The 19,026-nt window shown below is 65.1% G+C and carries 19 protein-coding genes; 9 read left to right on the forward strand and 10 right to left on the reverse strand.

What is annotated here, in order from left to right:
* Nucleotides 1-27: 27 nt before the first annotated feature.
* The 3 genes from G3N97_RS06270 to G3N97_RS06280 form a co-directional block, all read right to left on the reverse strand.
* Nucleotides 28-798 (reverse strand): SDR family oxidoreductase, encoded by a 771-nt coding sequence (locus G3N97_RS06270; RefSeq protein ID WP_205992432.1) that lies wholly within the window; start codon nt 796-798, stop codon nt 28-30.
* Nucleotides 795-1,886, reverse strand: coding sequence for an SMP-30/gluconolactonase/LRE family protein (locus G3N97_RS06275; protein ID WP_205992433.1), 1,092 nt, complete (start codon nt 1,884-1,886; stop codon nt 795-797). Before G3N97_RS06275 ends, G3N97_RS06270 begins: the two co-directional genes overlap by 4 nt.
* A gap of 104 nt (nt 1,887-1,990) precedes the next feature.
* The gene (locus G3N97_RS06280; protein WP_205992434.1) at nt 1,991-2,446 is read right to left on the reverse strand and encodes a VOC family protein; all 456 of its coding nucleotides are present in this window, start codon (nt 2,444-2,446) and stop codon (nt 1,991-1,993) included.
* Between the two features lie 153 nt (nt 2,447-2,599).
* On the opposite strand from G3N97_RS06280, the gene G3N97_RS06285 reads away from it, so the two are divergent.
* The 3 genes from G3N97_RS06285 to G3N97_RS06295 all read left to right on the forward strand — a co-directional run bounded on the left by G3N97_RS06285 (nt 2,600) and on the right by G3N97_RS06295 (nt 5,777).
* A complete protein-coding gene (locus tag G3N97_RS06285) occupies nt 2,600-3,541 on the forward strand; it encodes a LysR family transcriptional regulator (protein WP_074983445.1) in 942 nt (313 codons plus the stop codon).
* A 182-nt stretch (nt 3,542-3,723) separates the two neighbouring features.
* Nucleotides 3,724-4,953: an MFS transporter gene (locus G3N97_RS06290; protein WP_205992435.1), complete on the forward strand. Its 1,230-nt coding sequence runs from the start codon at nt 3,724-3,726 to the stop codon at nt 4,951-4,953.
* Nucleotides 4,954-4,970: 17 nt separating this feature from the next.
* Complete coding sequence (locus tag G3N97_RS06295) at nt 4,971-5,777, forward strand: SDR family NAD(P)-dependent oxidoreductase (RefSeq protein WP_205992436.1); 807 nt, start codon at nt 4,971-4,973, stop codon at nt 5,775-5,777.
* Nucleotides 5,778-5,811: 34 nt separating this feature from the next.
* Here G3N97_RS06295 and G3N97_RS06300 read toward each other — a convergent pair whose 3' ends face one another.
* Nucleotides 5,812-6,135 carry a hypothetical protein gene (locus tag G3N97_RS06300; RefSeq protein WP_205992437.1) on the reverse strand — a complete coding sequence of 108 codons (324 nt, stop codon included), beginning with the start codon at nt 6,133-6,135 and terminating at the stop codon, nt 5,812-5,814.
* Nucleotides 6,136-6,160: 25 nt separating this feature from the next.
* Here G3N97_RS06300 and G3N97_RS06305 point away from each other — a divergent pair, with 25 nt between their 5' ends.
* Entirely contained in the window at nt 6,161-7,468 is a 1,308-nt protein-coding gene (locus G3N97_RS06305; RefSeq protein ID WP_205992438.1) for a carbohydrate porin, read from the forward strand.
* Between the two features lie 388 nt (nt 7,469-7,856).
* On the opposite strand, the gene G3N97_RS06310 is transcribed toward G3N97_RS06305, so the two are convergent.
* Nucleotides 7,857-8,510: a glutathione S-transferase gene (locus G3N97_RS06310; RefSeq protein WP_241030418.1), complete on the reverse strand. Its 654-nt coding sequence runs from the start codon at nt 8,508-8,510 to the stop codon at nt 7,857-7,859.
* A gap of 144 nt (nt 8,511-8,654) precedes the next feature.
* Between G3N97_RS06310 and G3N97_RS06315 the strand changes: the two genes are divergently transcribed.
* Entirely contained in the window at nt 8,655-9,230 is a 576-nt protein-coding gene (locus G3N97_RS06315) for a TetR/AcrR family transcriptional regulator (protein WP_205992439.1), read from the forward strand.
* 20 nt (nt 9,231-9,250) lie between these two features.
* Here the strand turns inward: G3N97_RS06315 and soxR are convergent, their stop codons facing one another.
* The gene (gene soxR / locus G3N97_RS06320) at nt 9,251-9,736 is read right to left on the reverse strand and encodes a redox-sensitive transcriptional activator SoxR (protein ID WP_205992440.1); all 486 of its coding nucleotides are present in this window, start codon (nt 9,734-9,736) and stop codon (nt 9,251-9,253) included.
* Between the two features lie 85 nt (nt 9,737-9,821).
* Here soxR and G3N97_RS06325 point away from each other — a divergent pair, with 85 nt between their 5' ends.
* Nucleotides 9,822-10,826, forward strand: a complete 1,005-nt coding sequence (locus G3N97_RS06325) for a questin oxidase family protein (protein WP_205992441.1) — start codon at nt 9,822-9,824, stop codon at nt 10,824-10,826.
* A gap of 25 nt (nt 10,827-10,851) precedes the next feature.
* Here G3N97_RS06325 and cyoE read toward each other — a convergent pair whose 3' ends face one another.
* Nucleotides 10,852-11,745, reverse strand: coding sequence for a heme o synthase (cyoE, locus tag G3N97_RS06330; protein ID WP_205992442.1), 894 nt, complete (start codon nt 11,743-11,745; stop codon nt 10,852-10,854).
* A gap of 437 nt (nt 11,746-12,182) precedes the next feature.
* Here cyoE and G3N97_RS06335 point away from each other — a divergent pair, with 437 nt between their 5' ends.
* Complete coding sequence (locus G3N97_RS06335; protein ID WP_241030419.1) at nt 12,183-13,499, forward strand: hypothetical protein; 1,317 nt, start codon at nt 12,183-12,185, stop codon at nt 13,497-13,499.
* An 11-nt stretch (nt 13,500-13,510) separates the two neighbouring features.
* The gene (locus G3N97_RS06340; protein WP_241030420.1) at nt 13,511-16,351 is read left to right on the forward strand and encodes a sel1 repeat family protein; all 2,841 of its coding nucleotides are present in this window, start codon (nt 13,511-13,513) and stop codon (nt 16,349-16,351) included.
* Nucleotides 16,352-16,360: 9 nt separating this feature from the next.
* Here the strand turns inward: G3N97_RS06340 and G3N97_RS06345 are convergent, their stop codons facing one another.
* The 3 genes from G3N97_RS06345 to G3N97_RS06355 all read right to left on the reverse strand — a co-directional run bounded on the left by G3N97_RS06345 (nt 16,361) and on the right by G3N97_RS06355 (nt 18,758).
* Nucleotides 16,361-16,699, reverse strand: coding sequence for a multidrug efflux SMR transporter (locus G3N97_RS06345; RefSeq protein WP_205992445.1), 339 nt, complete (start codon nt 16,697-16,699; stop codon nt 16,361-16,363).
* 188 nt (nt 16,700-16,887) lie between these two features.
* Nucleotides 16,888-17,679 (reverse strand): MHYT domain-containing protein, encoded by a 792-nt coding sequence (locus G3N97_RS06350; RefSeq protein WP_205992446.1) that lies wholly within the window; start codon nt 17,677-17,679, stop codon nt 16,888-16,890.
* A 305-nt stretch (nt 17,680-17,984) separates the two neighbouring features.
* The gene (locus G3N97_RS06355; protein ID WP_205992447.1) at nt 17,985-18,758 is read right to left on the reverse strand and encodes a helix-turn-helix transcriptional regulator; all 774 of its coding nucleotides are present in this window, start codon (nt 18,756-18,758) and stop codon (nt 17,985-17,987) included.
* Between the two features lie 64 nt (nt 18,759-18,822).
* On the opposite strand from G3N97_RS06355, the gene G3N97_RS06360 reads away from it, so the two are divergent.
* The coding region (locus tag G3N97_RS06360; RefSeq protein WP_205992448.1) for a hypothetical protein at nt 18,823-19,026 on the forward strand (204 nt) is incomplete at its 3' end.

Below are 19,026 nucleotides of genomic sequence, written 5' to 3' on the forward strand. Positions count from 1 at the left end.
CCTTCGATGTCTTGTCGGTTGATGCGATCAGCGCAGCGGACGTCCGCCGTCGACGGGCAGCACGCAGCCGGTGGTGAAGCGCAGATCGCGCGCGGCGACCAGCACCGCCTGCGCGATTTCCTGCGGATCGGCGAGGCGGCCGAGCGGCGTGCGCGCGGCCTGCTCGTCGCGCCACGCGGTGTCCATCGACTTCACGAATTCGGTGTCGACGAGTCCCGGCGACACCGACACCACGCGGATGCGCGGCGCGAGCGCACGCGCCAGCGACTTCGTGAGATTGTCGAGCGCGGCCTTCGAGGCGCAATAGATCACGTTGCTGCCCATCGCGGTCTGTGCGGCGATCGACGAAATATTGACGACGACCGCGCCGCCCGCGAGCGTGCTGCGGTCGAGCAGCGGACGCAGCGCGCGCACCATCGCGAACGGGCCGCGCACGTTGGTGGCGAGCACGTCGTCGATGAGCGCGTCGGGCATGCCGTCGAGGTCATCGTGCGCGACGAAGCGCGTGGTGCCCGCGCAATTCACGAGCACGTCGCAACGGCCGTAGCGCGTGGCCACGTCGTCGGCGAGGCGCGTGAGGGCGGCGGTGTCGGTCACGGGCGCGGCGAGGGCGCTATGGCCTTCGCCGTCGAGTTGCGCGACGAGCGCATGCGCCGCGTCGGCCGAACTGCGATAACCGGCGACGACGGCGCAACCGGCGAGCGCGAGCGTGCGGCAGATCTGTTCGCCGAGGCCGCCCGTCGCGCCGGTGACGAGCGCGACGGGGCGCTCGCCGTTAAGGGTGGTGAACTTCGTCATGACGTTGCGTGCTTGTCGTGTGTGTCGTGTGTGTCGTGTGTGTCGTGCGTGGCGTTCGGCGTCGAACGGTTCCAGTGCGCGAGCGGCAAACCCGGCACCGGCGAGCGGAAGCTCGCGAGCGTCGTGCCGCCGAGGCTGCCGAGATACACCGTGCGCAGATCGGGGCCGCCGAACGTGAGGCTCGCCATCATCGGCGCGAGCGTGCCGCGGCACGCGCCCATCAGCTCGGGCGTCGTGGTGCCGTCGCGATAGTGCGTTTCGTAGCGCGCGAAGGCCTCGGGATTGCCGTCATCGAGCAGCGTGAGGACTTCGCCTTCGGGCGTGAGCGCGATGAGCTTCTCGTTGAGGATCAGCGTGATCCAGAGATTGCCGTGCGCGTCGAACGCGAAACCGTCCGGAAAGCCGCCGAGATCGGACGGGCCGTAGATCTCGCGGTCGGTGAGCGAGCCATCGTCCTGCACGCGCAGACGCGAAATGCGGCGCGCGTTGGTTTCGACCACGTAGAGCCACGCTTCGTCGGCGTCGAGCCGGATCTCGTTGGTGCCCACGAAGCCGTCCGCGACGATGCGGATGCCGTGTTCGTCGATCAGGCCCACGTAACCGTCGGCGGTCTTCTCGTTGATCGAGCGCGTCCACGGCACCTGGCGCGTGGTCACCGTGAACCAGATGCGGCCGCGCGAGTCGGTCAGCACGAAATTGGTCTTGCCGAGCGGCGCGCCGTCGAGGCGGTCGTAGAGCGTGCGAGAAGCGCCGTCGCGCGTCATCAGTTCGATGGCGTCGGTGCCGAAGTTGGCGATCACGATATTGCCTTCGGCGTCGAACGCGAGACCGTTGGGCAGCGTGCCGCCCATCACGAGTTGCTGGGCGTCGCCGGAAGCGGGCGCGGTGTTCTGCGTGCTGTGCTGCGCGATCAGCGTTTGCGTGCCGTCGGGCGCGATGCGCATGACGCCGCCGCGCGCGTCGGCGGTCCAGAGCGTGCCGTCGGGTTCGGCGAGGATGCATTCGGGGCGCAGCAGATCGCGGCCAACGTGGCGAATCTCGTCGCGGTTGACTTGCCAGCCGTGCAGCGGATTAGTCGATGTCGTCATGGGTGCGTGAATACGTCAACGTGTCAGCAAGATTGGGTAAGGCAACGCGCGTCGGCCTGCAGCGTGAACGCCGGCGCGCATGCCCATGCAGCGTTCATCACGCGTTACGATCGGTGGCGATCGGCGGCGAACGGTTCGAGCAGCTCGATCAGGTTGCCGCCCGCGTCGCGAATGAAGGCCGTGGGATTGCCGTCGACGTTCAGTTCGAACGCGATGTCCGCGCCCGCTTCGCGCAGTGCGGCCACCGCGCCCGGCACGTCGGGCACTTCGAAACACATGTGCTTGTTGCCGTGCGTGCGCAGATCGAGATTGGGCACGCGGCGATCGTCGGGCAGCGGCGCGGCGCCCGGCACCTCGAAGATCTCGATGCGGTACTGCTCGCGGCGCACGAAAGCGATGCGCGCGGGAATCTTGTCGATGTAAAGCTGCTGTTCGAGCGTGAAGCCGAGCATGCGGCCGTACCAGGCGACGGCGGCGTCGAGATCGGGCACGCTGATGCCGAAATGATGGGGTCGCAACGAGGAAAGCAGCGGCTGCTGCGTGCACGGCGCGGTCTGCATGCGGGTTGTCTCCGGCTTGTTGCCGGCCGCTCGGGGCGGCACGGCGAATCGTTTGTATAGCCGTACTGTAGTGGGATTCATTTGTCGAAACCATCAATTCCTAGTGGAAACACGCATTGATGGGATCGGATGCTCGCGGGATAGTCACGCCCCATGAGACTGGGTCACTTCGACATGAATCTGCTGGTCGCGCTCGATGCGCTGCTCGACACGCGCAGCGTCACGCGCGCGAGCGAGCGGTTGCACATCGGCGCGTCGGCAACGAGCAGCGCGCTGGGCCGCTTGCGCGAGTATTTCAACGATCCGCTGCTGATGCAGGTGGGGCGGCGCATGGAGCTCACGCCGCTCGGGCGCAGTCTTGCGCAACCGGTGCGCGAGATTCTGCTGACCGTGCAATCGACGGTGGTGGCGCGGCTCGAATTCGATCCGGCGCAGGCGCGGCGCAACTTCGTGATTCGCGCGTCGGACTATCTCACCACGGTCCTGCTGATCGACGTGGTGCAGCGTCTGCAGCGCGAAGCGCCCGGCATCACGCTGCACATCGCCAACATGGCCGACGACGTGCCCGAGCGTCTCGATCGCGGCGAGGTGGATTTCGTGATCTATCCGAGCGTGTCGGTCAATCCCGATCACCCGTCCCAGGCGCTGTTCGAAGAGACGTTCAGCTGCGTGGTGTGGGAAGGCAATCCGCTCGTGGGCGAGACGCTCACGCCGCAGCAATACGCGGAATTGGGGCACGTGGCCGCCACCTTCGGCGACAGCCGCAGCGCGAGTTTCGAAGGCTTCGTGATGGCCAATCGCGGCATCTCGCGCACGATCGAAGTGACGACCACGAATTTCAACACGCTGCCGCAACTCGTGATCGGCACCACGCGCATCGCGACCGTGCATACGCGCCTCGCGAAAATCTACGCGCATTTCCTTCCCTTACGCGTGCTGCCCTTGCCGATGGAGTTGCCGCGTCTCGTCGAAGTCATGCAGTGGCACGCGATCAACAACGGCGACCCCGCGCACGCGTGGATGCGCCGCGTGTTGCAGGAGCAGGCGCAGGCGAGCGCAGACGCGCCGGGCGCGGCGCTGCTGCAACGCGGTTGAAGGCGGCACGCGTCGATTCGACGGCATCAAATGGTCTTGTCGACGCAATCTGATTGTGTCGTAACGTCGCGGCCGGAATCATTCGTCTCACACAAACAGGAAGTTCGCGGTTCTGCCGGACGCGTCACGCGCGAACGGCTCGACATCGCGGACTCTATTCAAAGAGAAACGGAGACGACCCCATGCATGTGCAAACTCCAGGCCGCGACGGCGCGCCGGTGCGCCGCGAAGCCCACTTCCTTCATGCGCTGATTCTGCTGAGCACGGTGATTTGCGGCACGCTTGCGCCGACCGTGATCGGCCCCGTGCTGCCCGCGATGCAGCAGCATTTCGCCAACGTGCCCGGCATCGAAACGCTGGTGCCGGTGGTGGTGACCATGCCGATGTTCGTGCTCGGCGCGCTGGCGATGGTGATCGGCGCGGTCAGCGACAAGATCGGCCGCAAGCGCGTGCTGGTCGGCGCGCTGGTGCTCTACGCGATCGCGGGCACCGCGCCGCTGTATCTCGACTCGATCCGGGCGATTCTCGCGAGCCGCGCGCTGGTCGGCCTGGCCGAAGCGGCCGCGATGACCGTGAGCACGTCGTTTATCGGCGACTATTTCACGGGCGCGAAGCGCGATCGCTACGCGGCGTTGCAGGTCACGGTGGCTTCGACTTCGGCGTTCGTCTTCAATCTGATGGGCGGCGTGCTGGGCGCGTATGGCTGGCGCGCGCCGTTCGTCGCGTACGCACTGCCGTTGCTGCTCGCGCCGCTCGTGCAGATCTTCATCTGGGACACGCAGGGCGGCCGCGATCTGCGCGAAGCCCACGCGCATGCCGCCGACGAGACCACGTTCCGTCCGTGGCTGCTGGCGCTGATCTGTCTCGCGGCGTTTGGCGTGGGTATGGTGTTCATGGTCGTGCCGGTGCATTTGTCGTTCATGCTGGTGCAGCTTGGCGTGCATTCGACGGGCGCCATCGGCTTTGCGTATGCGATGAACAGCGTCGGCATCATCGCGGGCACGCTCGGTTTCGGCTGGTTTATCGCGAGCCGTTTTTCGGTGCTGCAGCAGTTCGTGCTCGGCACGATCATCTGCGGGCTCGGTTTCGTCTGCATGGGCACGGCGCACGATCAGACCGTGCTCACGCTGGGCGGCGCGATCAACGGCGTGGGTTGCGGCATCGTGCTGCCCGCGCTGGTGAGCTGGGGCCTGCGCTCGCTGCCGTTCTCGCGGCGCGGCTTCGGGACCGGCGCGTTCACGGCGGCGCAGTTCATCGGCTATTTTTGCAGCCCGATCGTCGTGATGGCGATGGTCATGCACTCGGGTTCGCGCTTCGCCGTCGTGCAGTCGTGGGGGCTCGCGCTGTTCGTGCTCGCTGCGGTGTGCGTGGGCGGCTCGCTGCTGCGCGTGCGTCGACTGAAGCTCGGTTGATCGATCCGGAGACGCGCATGAGCACCGCTTTCAAACCGGCGCTGCCGATTCAGCACGGCGAGCGCCTGCGCGGCAAGACCGCGCTGGTGACGGGAATCGGCAACGGCATCGGCAAGGGTTGCGCGCTGTTGTTCGCGGCGCAGGGCGCGCGCGTGGTGGGCTGCGATATCGACGCTGACGCCGCGCAACGCACCGTGAACGAAGCGCGTGAACGCGGCTGGACGATCGCCAGCCTCCATCCCTGCGATCTGACCGCGCCGCGCGAGGCGGGGCGGCTCGTCGAGTTCGCGGTCGAGCGTCATGGCGGCATCGACGTGCTCGTCAACGCGGCGGCGTTCGGCGCGTTCGCGTGGATCGGCGAAATGGACTACGAAACGCAGTGGCGCAAGACGCTCACCGGCGAACTCGATATCGTGTTTCTGCTGTGCCAGGCCGCGTGGCCGGCGCTGATCGCGCGCGGCGGCGGCTCGGTCATCAACTTCGCTTCGGCGAATGCCTCGCATGCGCTCGAAGGTTCGCCCGCGCTCGCGCACTGCGCGGGCAAGGGCGGCGTGCTGGCCATGACGCGTCAGCTCGCGATGGAAGGCGCGCCGCACGGCATCCGCGCCAATACGATTTCGCCCGCGCTCGTCGAAACCGAGGCCACGCGTCGTCACATGCAGGCACAGCCCGAACTGATGGCGCGCGTGCTCGGCAAGCTGATGGCGCGCCGCGTGGGGCAGCCCGAGGACATCGCCTGGTGCGCATTGTTCCTCGCGTCGGACGAATCCGCTTGGGTGACCGGCGCGGAATTTCCCGTCGACGGTGGCGCGACCGCCTGGTAGTGGTCGGGCGGCGATCAGCCTTTTCTAAAAGTTCTCATTGAATCCGGAACGCGCCCGTCACGAGGCGCGACGGAACCTGTTTTGCCACAAAAAATCTGGAGACGATAATAATGACGATCAATAGGTTTGGAATCCTGACTAAACGAGAAATCAAGGCATGGCGTCTTTCGTCGATGTCGATCGCGATAGCGGCGACGATGGCGAGCAGCACGGTCTTCGCGCAGACGACCCCGGCCACGCAGGCCAGCGCCGTCGATGCCAGTGACGCGGCCACATCGGCCAACGAATCGAAGTCCGCGAAACAAGCGACGCCAGCGAAGCCCGCACTGACGCTCGCCGCCAGCGACGGCACGGTCAAACAGGCGTCCACGGATCGCCCGTCGGTGCAGCAGGGCATTCCGTCGACCGACCAGCTTGGCGTTTCACACATCGGCGATGCCGCGCCCGCGCCTGCGTCGAGTCCGCGTCAGGGACCGCTCGCCGGCATCGGCCAGAAGCTCAACGACTGGGGTTTCACGCCGTCGCTCAATCTCGTGCAGATGTATCTCACGAATCCGAGCGTCGGCCAGCAGACGGGCAATCACGAAGCGCTGACGTTCATCTCGGTCGGCGGCGATTTCGACATGGAGAAGATCGCGGGCTTTCCCGGCGCGACGATTCACTTCCAGCAGATCTTCGTGCCGTTCACGAACAATCTCGCGTGGGGCACCCAGGTGGGCGACGTGCTCGCGGGGCAGCCCGGTCCGTACGTGCCGCAGGTTTCGCATCTGGGCATCTTCGCGTGGGAGCAGAAGGCGTTTCACGACAAGCTCGATGTCGAGTTCGGCAAGACCAATGCGGGCGCGTATTTCGGCGCGCCGGTGTGCAATCAGGGCTTCGGCTGCCAAAGCGCGATCCTGCAGAACAGCGCGGGCATGAATCCGCCCGTCTACGTGAACTGGGGCGGCCGCGCGCGCTACAACATCACGCCCGCGTGGTCGGTGCAGGCGGGGCTGTTCCGCTCGAATCCCGCGTATCCGTTCACGAACGGCTGGGAGTGGACCAACAGCGTGCCCGACAGTAACGTGTGGCTCGCGAGCACGGCGTATCGCACGACGTATCAGACCGATCCCTATCCCAAGAGCTATGAGCTGATGCTCTACTACAACACGCGCACGCAGACGGATCCGCTCACGGAGGAAACGCACAAGGGCACCTCGGGGATTTATTTCGGCGGGCGTCAGGTGGTGTGGCGCGCCGATGGCGGCCTCGCGGGCGCGCAGGACCCGACGGCCGTCTCGCTGTTCGCGACGGCCACCGGCAGCTTCGATTCGCGTTCGAGCTACGGCGTCGCGATGACCGGCAGCGCGGGCGTGATTGTGGAAGCGCCGCTGCGTAGCCGTCCGCACGACAGCTTCTCGCTCTCGCTGAACTGGGCGACGCTGACGCCGCACGAGCAGGAGTATCTGAAGCAGGAGAATCTCGCGGCGGGCGGCACGGGTTATACGGTGGGACGCACGCAGTACGGCCTCAAGCTCGACGCCAATATTGCCGTCACGCGCAGCATCATTCTGAGTCCCTATGTGATGCGGACGTGGAACACGAGCACGTGGGGCAATCCGTCCTACGCGGCCACGCCGAAGAACGGTTTCGTCGCGGGCATCGTCGCGGCTATCTTCTTCGACAAGATGCTTGGGTTGACCGATCACTGATCGACGTATCGACCTGTCGACGGATAGCGGCGCGAGGGGATGCGCTGGCTGTCCGCCTCGAATCTGCAATCTGCACTCTGAATGGAAATCGCAGAAGCGCCGCGCGTCTTGATCGGCTGCTCAGTCCGTATCCGGGCGCAACAATCGGCTCGACAGAATCAATCTCGATGGCGAAAAGCGAGCGGAAAGGAAAACGCGGTCCGGCGAGTTCGGGCCGTGCGCCTTGCGGCAAGTCCGGCAATGACAATGCCCGATGGGCGAATCGAGCGAATCGATTTCGTATTTCACCGATCCGCACAGACAGCTACCTGAAAATGGCATGAAGGCTCCACGTTGGGCGATTGAGTCATCAATCTTTGAATTGTACGTGGAGCGTAGCCGTCCTCGCTCAGTTGAACGCCGGCTGCTTGCTGACGCTCGGCCGCTCGCGCATCCTCGCATACCACGCTCGCAGCGCCTCGCAATCGTCGGGCACCGGCAGCTTGACGATCGACGCGAAAACCAGTCCGCCGATCACCGTGATATCAGCCATCGAAAACGTATCGCCCGCGATAAACGGCTGCGTGGTCAGCACCTCGTTGAAATAACGCATGCCTCGCAGCGCTTTGTCGCGCTGACGAAATCCCCATTCGGCATTTTGATAATGCTCGACGTCGGGCCCGAGTCCGGGCGTGGCGTGATGGAAATACACGCTGATGGCGTCGAGCAACTCCAGTTCGGCGCGCTTGCTCATCATGTGAATCAGGCCTTTCTCGCGCGCGGTCCTGCCGGTCAGGATGGGCGCTTCGCCCAGCGCATCGAGATATTCGGTGATGGCCGTGCATTCGGCGATACACGTGCCGTCCTCGAGTTCGAGAACCGGCAGCGTGCCCGAATAGTTCTTCGCGCGGATGAATTCGGGCCGCTTGTGCTCGCCCGTGTAGAGATCGACCATCACGAATTCCACCTGCGCGTCGAGTCCTGTTTCGGCCAGCGCGATACGAACGCGCGTGGGATACGGGCCTTTCGGGAAATCGTAGATCGTCATGGTGCTCGCCGTCATGCTTGCCTCTCGCTGAGTGGGGATATGGACGCGATCGCTCGTTCTGAAACGATCGCTCTAAAATCTACCTAACGTTTGTTAGGTTTACGATAGAGAGTACAATGCAGCTTGTCAACGGGCATTTCGGATTGCGGAGGCAGGGGGGTGAAGAACGATTCAGGCGCGAATTCGCGGGAGCGCATCCTGGCGGCGGCGACGCAGATTGCGCAGGCGCACGGCTACGGCGGGCTGAATTTTCGCGATCTCGCCGAGGCGGTCGGCATTCGGGCCGCGAGTATCTACCATCATTTCGAAAACAAGGCTGATCTTGGCGCAGCGGTCGCGCGGCGCTATTGGGAGGATTGCGCGGCGTCGCTGGAGGCGTCGCTGGCCGGCTCCGCCGAGCCGATCGATTGTCTGCGCCGTTATCCGGAAACCTTCCGCAAGGCGCTGAAGAACGACAATCGGATCTGTCTGTGCAGCTTCATGGCCGCCGAATCCGACGATCTGCCGGAGGTGGTGATGCACGAAGTCAAGACCTTCGCGGATGTGAACGTGGCGTGGCTCGGCAAGGTGCTCACCGCTGCGCGCGTGGTCAGTCGCGCCGAGAGCGAGGCGCGCGCACGCGCCATTTTTGCGGCCATCGCCGGGGCGCAATTGATCGCACGCAGTCGCGGCGATATCGCGGTCTACGACGACCTGATCGCGAGTTATCGCGCGGCGGGCTTATTGCCTGGGTAATTGCTTGCGTAATAGCGCCTTCACTTTTTCTTCGCGTCGATTGCTTCGGCCAGCACCGCGCGCGACGTATCGCCCATCAGATAACGCGCGCCGCTGCCGCGACGACGCGCGACATCGTCCGGGTTGTAGAGCGAGCAGGATTTCAGCGAGAGACAACCGCAACCCACGCAGGACGCCAGCTGATCGCGCAAGGCGATGAGTCCGTCGATGCGTTCCTGAATGAGCGGTTGCCAGGCGCGCGAGAGACGCGTCCAGTCCGCTTTCGTGGGCGTGCGCTGATTGGGCAGCGCCTCGAGCGCCGACCGGATGTCCGCGAGGTTCAGGCCAACGGCCTGCGCCGCGCGGATAAAACCTACCCGACGCAGCATGTCCCGTCGATACAGCCGATGCCCGCCGCCCGTGCGCGTGCTGCTGATCAGCCCTTGATCTTCATAGAAGCGGATCGCGCTTGCCGCCACGCCAGCGCGCTTCGCCAGTTCGCCAATCGTAAGCGTTGTCACCGTCATGAGTTTTTCGCGCCTAGTCTCTTGACTTCAAGTGTACTTGAACTTTGAGAATGCGATCTCCATTCACAGTTCGAGAGACGTCCCCATGCGCAGCGATTCTGTCCGCAGCACCTTGAACGCATTGCTCGATGCCAATGCGCGCTTCGATCTCGGCGCGAAAGGCACGACCAATCATTGTCCGATGGCGCTCGTCGCGCTCGCGGAAATGGGTGCGTCGCCAGCGCGGCTGAGCGCGTTTTTCGACAAATGGACGTCCACGTATGCGTTGAGTGCGCCGCCGGTCGTGACGCGTATCGATCGGCGGGAATGGAAAACGCATCTGGGAACGCGCGCGGCATTCGGCGCAGTGCGCCTGTGTTTTCTCGACTGGATCGCCGATGCGGGGCCTGCGTCTGTTATCGCGAGTGTATTAAGCGAAGTGCGTTTCGCGCCTGCAACGCAGGCTTTTCATTCGATCATCCGGCTCGCGTATGGGATCGAAGCCGGGCATGCCGGAGAAATCGCATCGGGGTTGGCTTCGTTGATTGCGTCGCATCTGCCGATTGATATTCGCGCCGACTCGAAACGTCGCGAAGCGGTGAGTATCGACGAAGGATTCAATCAGGTCGGCGAGGCCTTTCGCGGCGTGTCGTTTGCGCAGACCATGATTACGTCGCGCGTGCAGGCGGTTGCCGGCGATCCGCGGTTTGCGTCGGCGGTTCTCGCGTTGCCATTGCGCGCCGGCGTGCTCGACGAGATCGCGCGCGCGACCATTGGCGCCTATTGGCGCAGGCCGGATTTCACGCTACTGCACACGGTCACGGCAACGCGTGCGGCGCGCATCGTCTTTGCGCTGCTCGACGCGCGCCTCGTCGAGCAATTGATGCCGGACTTCTGGATCGCGCTCTGCGCCGCTTACGCGACGGTTGGCGAACGCGTGCAAACGGACACGCACATCGTGGATCCCCAAATCGAATGGCGCGACGTCTGCAAAAAAGCGATCGCATCCGACGACGATCACGTGATCAAAATGACCTACACATGTTTGTGCGAAGACCGGCGCGATCCCTCGCCGCTTTATCTCGCCTCGGCGGCGAGGCTGGTGTCGTAGCGCAGCGCGCGATGCGCCGCGTTCATCATGTAATCAATCGATGATCGATCAACAGCACGGCGAACAGAAGCGTCAGATAAATAATCGAATAGCGAAACATCGATTTCGCGAGCGCATCCGAATAGTGTCGATAAAGACGCACGGCATAGATGAGAAACGCCACGCTCAGGATGATCGCGCAAATCAGATAGAGACTGCCGCTCATGCCGGTCAGCCAGGGCATGACCGCGACGGCGCACAGCAGGATCGAATAGAGCAGGATCTGCAACTGCGTGAAGCGGATGCCGTGCGTGACCGGCAGCATCGGCAAGCCGGATTTCCGATAGTCTTCGCGGCGATACAGCGCGAGCGCCCAGAAGTGGGGCGGCGTCCAGACGAACACGATCAGCACGAGCAGCCAGGCGTCGGCGGGCAGCGTATTGGTGACGGCCGCCCAGCCGAGCGCGGGCGGCATCGCGCCCGACAGCCCGCCGATCACGATGTTCTGCGGCGTCGCGGGCTTGAGGATCGCGGTGTAGATCAGCGCATAGCCGATGAACGTCGCGATCGTGAGCCACATCGTGAATACGTTGGTGCAGGTCGCCAGCAGGAACGCGCCCGCGACGCCGAGCGAGAGCGAAAACACCGCGATTTCCACCGGCGCGATCGCGCCTTGCGCGGAGGCGCGATGACGCGTGCGATTCATGCGCGCGTCGATCTTCAGTTCGAGCAGGCAGTTGAACGCGAACGCCGCGCCCGCGAGCAGCCAGATGCCCAGCGTGCCGCCCACGAGTACGCGCCACGGCACCGAGCCCGGCGTCGACAGAAACATGCCGATGACCGCGGAGAAAACGGCGAGGTTGGCGATGCGGGGCTTCGTGAGCGCGAGAAACTGCGAAAAGCGGGTCGGAGGGCGTTGGGCGATTGATTCAGATTGCATAAGCGTGGTGTCGACTTCGGCGCGACCCGGCTTCGAGTTGCAGGCTCGGGACGCGCGGACAGGTCAGGGTCAGGAGGGTTCGGCGACGGCATCGGCATCAATCCTGAAATAGTAAGGAAGGCTGTCTCAAAAGTCTGCCGATGTGCCTTGCGCTTGATATTCATCATGCTCAGGCTTTGTTTAGGCCGAAAACCATGAGCAGTTTTGTCGCAGCCGAAGAAAGCCGCGCGAAACGCTCAAGTCCCGATAACATCGTGCCGATACTCCGTTGGGCCGCCTGCGTGCCGCATATCGCCAGAACGGCGGTCGCGCGGGCGGCAGTACCTGTTTCACGCCGCTCTCATTTCCGCAGCGCACATTCGAACAAGATGAAGCTAAAGACCAGACTCTCCGGGGCATTATTGATTTTCACCGCGGTCAGCGCCCATGCGCTGGACATGCGCAGCACCCAGCCCGCCGCACCGGCATCGGAAACGCAGGCCACGCCGACGATTGCCCAGGCCGCCCTGGCCCAGGAGCGTCTGCGCCAGATGCTCGTCAAGAACGGATTCGATCCGGACTCGCCGAAGGGCCAGTCGATGATGAAGTTCTTCGCGCGGCTCGCCACCGACGAGGCATTCCGCGTCAAGTTCACCCAGTTCACGAAAACGGGCGACCCGTTCGGCGGGCAGTTGTCGCCCGACGACCGCGTGCGCGTGCTGCGCCTGTTGAGTCACCTGGCGCATGGCCCGAAGAACGACTGCGCGGCGTTGCAGGCCAACGGGAAGAACTTCATCGTGCTGGCGAACGCGCTCTCTCCGCAGGGTCTCCAGGATCTGCTCGACGCCTTTGAAATCATTATCGCCGACGACGAGGGCACCTCGAGCGACGAACACTACACGCTCGCGGAACTGCTCGACGCCGAAGCCGAAGTCGAATCGGTCCTCGACGCCAAATTGACGGTGCAGCCCGATGTGAAGGAACAGGCGGCGATTTGCCAGGTGATGGGCAGCGGCCTCGACGCAATCAACGACTTGCCCGGCGCATCGCGTGAGCGCGCGACCTACGCGATCTTCCATATGCTGGGCAGCAAGACGTCGCCGCGCGCGAGCGTGCAGGCCGACCCGTTCGCCTACCTCGACGACATGTTCGACGAGCGGCGCATGCCCGACGCCCTGCGCGGCAAACTGCCCGCGAACGGCAGCCATCCGATGCCGTACTCGCGCCTCGTGATCGACGGCGAATGGCGGCATCAGTCGACGCCCAACCAGCCGTCGCCGTTCACGGACACGTACGTGAACCGCCGCAACAACGGCGTCGTGGCCGAAGTGGTGACGCCGGTCGTCACGAGCGGTTTGCCGGGCTGGTCGCATTTCTTCCTGAGCTATGGCGTTCAGGATCTGCTGACGCAAAACGTCGGCACGCGCATCCTCACGCGCCTCGGCACGCTCAAGGACGGCGCGGCCATTGATGCCGCGAGCCGGCCGCTGCACGAAGGGCGCACGCTGGAGATGCCCGTGCCGCTGCCGTCGGAGGACGGCGAGACCGCGCGCTCGTGCCAGGTCGGCAAGACGGTGCCCGCCTCGACGATCTTCAGGACGTTCGAAGGCGATGCCGTCGATCTGCACTGCCAGTACGTGACGAAGAAGGGGAAGACGACGCGCTACGATGCCGCGCTGCTGATGAGCTACGGCATTCAGTTGTGGAAGTCGTACGACAGCGAAGACGGCCACACCGACGTGGTCATCAGGAACGTGACGATCCAGCAACCATGAAGGCGCGACGATTGAGACGTAAAGAGGCGCGCCGCGAAGCGGGTGCGCTGGGGCTGACTGCGCTTTTTGCCGCGGTCGCTGCGTTCGCCGGTCTGCCCGGCACGGCGGCGGCGTTGAATGCGCCGCCGCGCGCGGAGTCGGCGGCGTGGCTGGCGGGCAGCGGTTTCCAGGCGGTCGATGCCGTGCGGGTGTTCGACGATCCCACCACGCCTTGCGTGCTGATGCTCGACTATCACGCGTGGGCGGCGTCGCTGTTCGACAAGCCGAAGGACGAGCGCGCACGCTGCATGCGCGAGGCGGCCAACGGCAATCTGTCCGCGCGGGCGATCTACGGCCAGATGGTGGCCTACGGTTACGGCGGCACGCGCGAGACCGATCGCGGTCTCGCGATGCTCGAATCGGCGGCGCTCGACGGCTCGGTGCTCGCGCGCCGCATGCTCGGCAATCTCTATCGCGACGGCAGCGTGGTGCCCGCGGATCTTCCGGGCGCGCGCCGCTGGTTCGAATCCGCCGCTGCGCAGGGCGATGCGATTTCAGCCGACGTGCTCGGCGCGATGAGCGCGAACGGCGAAGGCCAGCCCGTCGATAACGAAAAAGCGTATCGCTACTTCGTGCAGGCCGCGGAAGCCGGCTCGGCGAACGGCGCGGCCAACGCGGCGCAATTCGCCGCGATCGGGCGCGGCGTGCCGCGCGATCCCGAACTCGCGGCTTCGTGGATGATCCGCGGCGCAACGGGCGGCGATCCGCTCGCGCAACTGCTGCTCGGCCTCGCGCTGCTGCAGGGCAACGGCGTGCCGCGTAACGCCGAAAACGGCGTGGGATGGCTGCGCGAAGCGGTGCGGCAAGGCAACGTCGGCGCCGAGGCGGTGCTGGGCGACGCGTATTTGAGCGGCGTCGGCGTGCCGCGCGATGTGCGCCGCGGCTTCGAACTGATGGCGCGCGCGGCGGGCAGCGGCTCGGTCTACGCGCAGCGCCGCATGGGCAATCTTTACGCGGCCGGAACGGGCGTCACGAAGAATCTCGCGCTGGCGCGCGCGTGGTATCGAAAGGCCGCACTCGAAGGCGACGCCGCCGCGCGCTTCGCCCTGTCGAATCTTTATCGCACGGGCGGCGGCGGTCCCGTCGATCTGGACGCGGCCAACGGCTGGATGCGCGGCGCGGCCGAAGCGGGCTTGCCGACGGCGCAGAACGACCTCGGCGTGATGTTGCGCGAAGGCTGGGGCACGCACAAAGATCCGGCCGAAGCGCGCGTCTGGTTCGAGAAAGCGCGCGCGCAAGGGCTGGGCGTGGCGTCGCTGAATCTGGCGATCTACGCCGCGCGCGGCGTCGGCGAGCCGGTCGATTTCGCGAAGGCGTTCCGGCTCGCGAGCGAAGGCGCGGAGCGCGGCAACGCGGATGCGGCGGTCTCGGCGGCCGCGCTGGCATGGATGGGACGCGGCACGCCCGTCGACAAGGCGCGCGCGATGGCCTGGTATCGCGAGGCGGCGGATCAGGGCAACGTCGAGGCCGCGCGCTGGATCGGCAATGAATATCTCGCGGGCGCCGCGGTGCCGCGCGACGAGGCGCTCGGCCTGCACTATCTCGTGCTCGCGGCGGACGCGGGCGATGCGGCGGCCAGCGTGTCGCTCGGCGCTTACCTGACGCAGCATCGGCAGAGCGCGTCGGGCAAGACGGGCGTCGAATGGCTCGAAGCCGCCGCGAAGCGCCGCGTGCCCGCGGCCTACGGCGCGCTGGGCTACACGTACGCCTACGCGAACGGCGGCGCGGTCAAGCCGGACCCGGCCGCCGCGCTGAACTGGTTCTCGCAGGGCGCGCGGCTCGGCGATCCGGCCTCGCTGGGCGGCCTTTGCAGTCTGTACGCGTACGGCGGTCAAGGCGTGGAGCGCCGCCCCGATTTTGCGGCGCGCTGGTGCCAGGACGCGTCGCGCGGCGGCAATGCGTTCGCGATGAAAATTCTTGCCGATGCGGACAACCGCATCGCCAGCGACACCAACCGCGCGTACTGGCAGTGGAAACTCGCGGCACAGGGCGATCCGAAATATCAGTCGATGCTCGGCGACAGCTACGATCTCGGCGATGGCGTCGCGCCCGATCTCTCGGCGGCGACGTACTGGTTCCGGCACGCGGCGGAGCAGGGCAATGCGTCGGCGCAAGGCTCGCTGGCGTGGCATCTGCTGACGGGACTCGGCGGCCGCGCGGACGCCTACGAGGCGTTCGCATGGGCGTCCAAAGCCGCGTCCGCGGATGCGGAAGCCAAGCGGATGCTGGGCGTCGACTACGCGTACGGACGCGGCGTCGATCGCGATCCGGCGGCGGCCCGCGTCTGGCTCGAAAAGTCGATGGCGGCGGGCGACGACTGGGCGGCCAGCGACCTCGCGACCTGGTACGAAATCGGGCCGCGTGCGCTGCGTGATCCGGCGCGCGCGCGGCAACTGCATCAGCGCGGCGCGCGCGGCGGCGCCGAGCAATCGCAGATCGCGCTCGCGCTGCAGGCGCTCGCGGCGGGCAACGAAACGCGCCTCGGCAATGACGAGCGGCGCTGGCTGGTGCCGGCGGACGCCGCCGCGAATCTCTGGCGCGAGGACGGTCTTGCGCCGGCCGGTGTGCGGCGTCAGCGCTGGGATGGCTTGTCGAGTCTGAACGAGGCGCTGCTCGGCAATCCGCTGATGCAGTACGACATCGGCATGCGCTTTCTGACCGGCAATGGCGTGCCGCGCGACGGCGTCCCGGCGTACGCCGCCGCCATCCGCATCGTGGAGGCGCGACTGTCCGAACGCATGGGCGACGACGAGAAGCAACGCGCTCGCGAAATCGCTGCGAATCTGAATGCGACGGTGAGCGAGCTGCCTTGAGGTGACAACCTACGCGCCGCCGCTGCTGAAGTTCAGCAAGACGATGCCGGATATCGCCGTCACGAGTCCGATGGCTTTGACGGCGCTCACCGATTCGCCAAACCACAGCATGCCGATGACCGCCGTGAGGGCCGCGCTGCTGCCGGCCCACGCGGCGTAGGCCATGCCCATTTCGATGGTTTTCGTCGCGACCGCCATCAGATAGATGGCCACGGCATAGCACGCGATGGTCAATATCGACGGAAAAAGGCGGCTGAAACCGGCGGAGAAATTGAGTGCTACGGTGCCGAGCGCTTCGGCGGCGACACTGGCAGCAAGAATGAGCCAGGCGGCTTGAGTGGAGGGCATGCACGTACCTCGCTAACTCCACGTTTATACCGAACGTTAGAGCAAGCGGAGAGGACGGTACCCCAAGACGAAAAAATACTCGCAAAACAGCGCGCCATTGTCAACGGAATTCGTTGCCGACGGGCAATGACGCGCTCAGCCGCGCATGCTTCGCTTTCCGAATCTTGTCGCCGATTGCGGCGCGACGATTAACGCGCCGGAGTGCGTCGATTCACATGGTTGTTGAGAATCGCATCGGCCATGGCGCGCGACTTCGCGCTGTTGCGCGCATCGAGCATGGCAATCACGATGGACGCCCCGAAGATCAGCAGGCTGAATGTCACGACAATGCCCGCGAGCCAGGGCACCGGCATATTGCGCAGATCGGAGACCGAGTAGCTGCCCGCTTCGAATTGCGCGGCGGCCATGCCGCAGTAATGCATGCCGCACACCGCGACGCCCATCACGATGGCCGATCCGACCTGCCGCACGCGGCGCATCGTATGGCGTCGGCGCAGGTCGAAAGCCAGCAGCAACGCCGCGCCGCTCGCGATGATGGCGATGATCACCGACGCGATCACGAGGCCGATGCTGTAGTGAATGGCCGGGCAGATATCCATCGCCCACATGCCGAGATAATGCATGCCCGCCACGCCGAGCCCCATGGCGACGGCGGCGCCCGAGAGCAGCGGCCAGCTCAGTTCATAACGGCACAGCGGCAGAAAACCGATTGCGGACGCGATGATCGCAATCGCCAGCGAAGCGACGGTAATGGGAATGTTGTAGCCGACGGAGATCGGCAGATGGAACGCCAGCATGGCGATGAAATGCATCGACCAGATGCCGAGGCCCATGATGCATCCGCCGAATGCAATCCACGGAAGAAGCGGACGTTTGCCGATGACATCGAGGCGATCGGAAATATCCAATGCCGTGAATGAGGCAAAGATCGCGAGCAGGCAGGAGAGCACGACAAGCGAGGGATCGTAGTAGCCGGTCATTTTCGTTCAACTCGTGTGAACTGCATGTGGCGAGACTTGGCGTGGACGCGGTTACCACTTCCCCGTGCGTCCGTTCCTTTTTAAAAATTGCGTCGAGTATACATAGAAACGTTTGCGCGCAATAGCGAGGCGGAACCCGAATAAACCCGTAAAAAACTGGCTGAAAAATGTGGAATGACCCTTCAATACGGAGCGCGAAAAAAGGCTATTCGAATAACGATGCGAATTGCATTTAAAAGGCTTTAAAACGCGTATGAAAAGGCAATGACAGCGCAGTTGTTTGCACGCAAGGCAAACTGGTTTGCTTACCGCTGCCGCAGATACTCGCTCGGCGGCATGCCCAGCACCTTGCGGAACATCGCCGCGAACGCGCTCGGACTGTCGTAACCATGCTCGAGCGCGAGTTCGAGTATCGACACCCCTGCGGAGAGCCTCGGCAAACTCAGCAGCAGGCGCGCGTGCCGCCACCACGCGCCGGGCGTCATGCCGGTTTCGCGCTTGAACGCGCGCGCGAGCGTGCGCTCGGTCATATGCGCGGCGCGCGCCCAGGATTCGAGCGTGACGGGATCGGCGGGCGCGCGGATCAGTTGCGTGCACAGCGCGCTCAGCGCGGGATGGCGCGGCATCGGCACATGCAGGGCGAGCGGCACGGCGATTTCGACTTCGTCGAGGATCAGCGCCAGCACGCGGCCCGCGCGATGGTTGAGGTCGTAATCGGCGGGCAGGCCGTGCGCGGTCACGATCAACTCGCGCAGCAACGCGCTCGCCTCGATCACGCGGCAATCGCGCGGCAGGCTCGGCCGCACTTCGTGAGCGACGAACAGCGAGTGCATGCGCACGTCGCCGGCCATTTCGATTTCGTGGCGCGTGCCGCCCGGCACCCAGACCGCGCGGCCCGGCGGCACGACCCAGCTGCCGGCTTCGGCGCGCACGATCATCACGCCGTCGATGGCGAGGATCAGTTGAGCCTGCGCGTGCGAGTGCGCCGGAAACGCGACGCCCGCAGGCGAATCGGTGGCGATCACGCCGATCTGGCGCGCTTTGTCCTGCGCGTCGAGCACCTCGAAAAAGCCGTTCATGTGTCAATTTCCCGACGATGAATGCGCATTGCGCGCGCGATTGACCAAAGGGCTCGACCATATCATGACGTCGATGTTTCCGCTCGATCGTTTTCTCTTCATCGACTTCACGATGCCGTTCACGTCTTTTGCTCCTGTTTCGCCGCGCGTTGCGAGCGCGCTGTTATTGACCGCCGCGGTGACTGCGCTGGCTGCGAGTCTCGCCGCGTGCTCGACCGCCGAGCCGTATCGCGCGCCCGTGGCCGCCGCCGCGCGCACCGCGCCGTTC

The sequence above is a fragment of the Paraburkholderia sp. Ac-20347 genome, from assembly GCF_017104805.1.
Classification (GTDB): domain Bacteria; phylum Pseudomonadota; class Gammaproteobacteria; order Burkholderiales; family Burkholderiaceae; genus Paraburkholderia; species Paraburkholderia tropica.